Source organism: Fodinibius sp. (assembly GCF_041642155.1).
Taxonomy (GTDB): Bacteria; Bacteroidota; Rhodothermia; order Balneolales; family Balneolaceae; genus Fodinibius.
Window position 1 is genome coordinate 1 of sequence record NZ_JBEPWZ010000311.1, and the last position, 3,380, is coordinate 3,380.

Sequence of the window (3,380 nt, forward strand, 5' to 3'; positions counted from 1 at the left end):
ATGGCATCGATGGTTTGGTTTGGGTTTTGGTGATTCAATCAAACCTAGCCATGGCCTTTCTTTTTTTCCAATTCCTTACCTACTTTTACAGAAACTAATATACACAGCGCTCGCCCACTATTATCCCAGAAAAAAATCTTCAATGCGTAGTGCACAGGTGAAAGGGAAACGTTCCATACAGAACTAACAACGAGGCTGTCACTACTCATCAAGAGCTCGAAGTCGAGTCTGGAGCCACTCAGCCACTTCAGGATGCTCCATCGAGAGGTTGTTTATCTCGAAGAGGTCCCCGTCAAGGTGATACAATTGTCCTACAGAATCCACGAACCCGCTTCAATGCAAATTACGACAGCGAATCCTCCGGCCTCCAAAATTTTAATAGACTTAGATCAGCTTCCATGGGCAGTCCCGAATAGCAGCCCTCCTTAAACGAAATTATCGGTGTTTGGTCCGGACTACTCCCGCTTAGAACCAAAACGACCAGCCTCACCTCAAATCGAGAATACCGGGGACGTATCAATTCGTTTTCGGCTGACCGGTTCCGGTTCAACAACTCCCGGCCAGCTAACAATAAAGACCTTGCGTGGACCGCATCGTAGGCTTCTCATTTCATTCCCCCCCGCCTTTCCCTTGCAGGTCCTATAACCAAGGTAAAACGAGGATTAATTCCGGCGATCCATGCCTACCTCTCCGGATCTTCAACCTCGTATTGCTGCTGGAGCTCCCTGATTTTCTGCTTGAGCTCTTCCTGTACCTCGGCATACTCCGGGTCGCCATAAACGCTCTGCAGCTGTTCGGGGTCCTCCTCCAGGTCAAACAGTTCCCACTCGTCATGGGTATAAAAGTGGGCCAGGGTGTACCGGTCTGTGCGAACGCCGTAGTGTTTGGCCACGTCATGCCATCCCCTTTCCAGTTCGGGACCCTCATAATAGTGGTAATACACCGCATCGCGCCAGTCGGCGGGCTCCTCGCCTTTCAGCAGAGGGACCAGCGAGCGGCCCTGCATCTGCCCGGGGATTTCCGCACCGGCCAGGTCCAGCACCGTGGGGGCCAGGTCGAGGTTCTGTACGAGCTGCTTGTTGACCGACTCCGGGGCAATACCTTCCGGCCAGTGGACAATCAGCGGCATCCGCATCGACTCTTCGTAGATCCAGCGCTTGTCAAACCAGCCGTTTTCGCCCAGGAAGAAGCCCTGGTCTCCGGCGTAGATCACCACGGTGTTGTCCAGCAGGTTCTCACGTTTCAGGTAATCCATCATTCGTCCCACCTCATCATCGACTTCACGAATGACCCTCAGGTAGTCCTTGACATACCGCTGGTACCGCCAGCGCAGCCGTTCCTCCTCGGACATTTGCTCGTAATTTTCGTAGAGATACTTATTGTCCTCCGCATACGCTTCTTTGATGCGTTCCAGCTGCTCATCGGTCAGCCTGTTTCCTTTGACCAAGTTATTCCAGCCCTCGTTTGTTTCACCCGTTTCGGGATGCAGGGGCACTTTCAGATCTCTTCCCCAGTTCATATTGGAACCTCCAACCTCTCCGATCTCCATATCCTGCTCATGGGCCGCGGTCGTCAGTCCGGAATAGTCATAAAACAGCGAAGAAGGTTCCGGCAGGTCCCGATCTTGATAGTCGTTCAGAGCCGGACCCGGCAGCCATTCACGGTGCGGGGCCTTGTGGTTGTAGATCATCATGAACGGCTCGTCCCGATCCCGATCCATGCGCAGCCAACGCAATGCCATATCGGTAATAATCCCGGTCGTATGACCCTGGTAATCCACGTCGCCCTCCGGGGTTCGCATGGTCGGGTTGTAATAGGGCCCCTGTCCATAGAGTACTTCGTAATAATCAAAGCCCTGGGGTTCGGTGCCCAGGTGCCACTTCCCGATCATGGCGGTCTGGTAGCCGGCCTTTTGGAGCAGTTTGGGAAACGTTTCCAGATCCACGTCAATCGATTGCAAGTTAGTTAATACCCCGTTCAGATGGCTGTGCTGCCCCGTCAGCAATACCGCACGCGAGGGTTTGCAGATGGAATTGGTGACAAAAGCGTTGTCGAAGCGCATGCCCTCCTCTGCCATCCGGTCGATGTTGGGGGTGGGCGTGTGATCCAGCTTGAGCCCGTAATTCAGCGCCTCGCGGTAGGCGCCGATGGACTGGGCGGTGTGGTCGTCGGAATACATGACGATGATGTTGGGCGGCTTCTCCACTCCGGCATCCGAAGAACTCGTTCCGGTCCCGGATGCGGCGGTGCTATAGGATTGTCCCACTGACAACTGCCCTCCTCCGGCTATAGCAATGAACAGAACTGGCAACCAACATCGTTTTAAAAGGCGAATAAACTTACACTTGTATGAATACAGATATTGAAAAGTCATCTTGTCAATCGACGTTTATTTAATTGGTATTACCTTTATTTCTTCATTGCAACATGAATATAAGCCGCTTGGGTGAAACCTGTGGAGGCGTCCCACAAGCTTAATCCTTCCTATTGCACTTCCTTAACGAAAACACAGCAAACCCGTTCTTTTGGTTAATCTCTGCATTTTCGCGCATTTCAGATCTTCACATATGCCCCTACATGCAGTAATTGTAGACGCACTCAGGCTTTGATATTTCCCGATGCTTCGGGACTGATTTTAAAAGCTTCTATTGCCGGGACTCCTTGCTACCGGTGCTATCTTTCTGCTCCCGGAGGTTGCGCATGGGCGGAATTTCCCCCGAAAACCAGACGCCGGTCATGCGATCTGTGTGGTCGTCCCGTACCCGCAGATGAGGGGGAAAGTCGCCGGTCTCTTCTCTCCAGTCGTTGAGCTGCTGGGCCAGCTCGCGGGCCTTCTCCCAGTGCTCCGAGCTGGCCGCCACGTTTCGGGTTTCCCAGGGATCTTCCTGCAGGTCGTACAGCTCGATGCGGGGACGCGGCGCCTCAAACAGCCGGGACTGCGCATGCGTGAGCGTACCCTCTTTCTTGCCCTCAATCAGGCTCCGGAACGAAGGACTGCCCCCGATGTCCGCGGGCGTGCCGTGCGGGAGCCCCACGTAGGCGTTCTGGATGAGCCGGAAACGCTCGGTGCGCAGGCTCCGGATGTGCTCGTCGCTGTCGTGCCAGTTCCGCTCGCTGTAGACATACTCCCGGCCCGGCAGCGTCTGATCGGACAGCACACCCAGGATGCTCCTTCCCTGCATGCTCCCGGGGATGGGGGCGCCGGTCAGCTCCAGCAGGGTCGGGGCCAGATCAATCACGCTGGTCAGCCCCCCGTATCGGCTGCCCGCCTCAACGCGCTCCGGCCAGTGGAATATCAGTGGCGTTCGCACCCCCGCATCATAGACCGTCCCCTTAGCCCGCGGGAAGGGCGCCCCGTTGTCACGTCCGCAAACGTCACC

Annotated in this window: 3 protein-coding genes; all 3 read right to left on the bottom strand. The window is 55.1% G+C overall.

What is annotated here, in order from left to right:
• Positions 1-201 precede the first annotated feature (201 nt).
• A complete protein-coding gene (locus tag ACESLU_RS13215; protein ID WP_372639102.1) occupies positions 202-324 on the bottom strand; it encodes a hypothetical protein in 123 nt (40 codons plus the stop codon).
• A 358-nt stretch (positions 325-682) separates the two neighbouring features.
• Positions 683-2,311 carry a sulfatase gene (locus tag ACESLU_RS13220; protein WP_372639103.1) on the bottom strand — a complete coding sequence of 543 codons (1,629 nt, stop codon included), beginning with the start codon at positions 2,309-2,311 and terminating at the stop codon, positions 683-685.
• A 334-nt stretch (positions 2,312-2,645) separates the two neighbouring features.
• Positions 2,646-3,380: sulfatase/phosphatase domain-containing protein (locus ACESLU_RS13225; RefSeq protein ID WP_372639104.1), on the bottom strand; the 735-nt coding region annotated here is incomplete at its 5' end.